The sequence below is a fragment of the Megasphaera hutchinsoni genome, from assembly GCF_001553405.1.
In the GTDB taxonomy this organism is placed as follows: Bacteria; Bacillota; Negativicutes; order Veillonellales; family Megasphaeraceae; genus Megasphaera; species Megasphaera hutchinsoni.
In genome coordinates this window covers 7,264-7,489 of the sequence record NZ_KQ960929.1, presented here as the reverse complement: position 1 = coordinate 7,489, position 226 = coordinate 7,264, and positions in this window count along the sequence as shown.

The window sequence follows — 226 nt, the reverse complement described above, 5'->3', positions numbered from 1 at the left end:
AGACACTTATAGAATTACATTACTCTCAAACGCGCTGTCCGTATGCGTATCGTCCAGCCATGTTTTAGACACTTATAGAATTACATTACTCTCAAACTCAAATTCTCACAAAATCCGGAGTCGACAGGTTTTAGACACTTATAGAATTACATTACTCTCAAACTGACTTGTATGAGCATGACGGCAAAGGGGAGTTTTAGACACTTATAGAATTACATTACTCTCA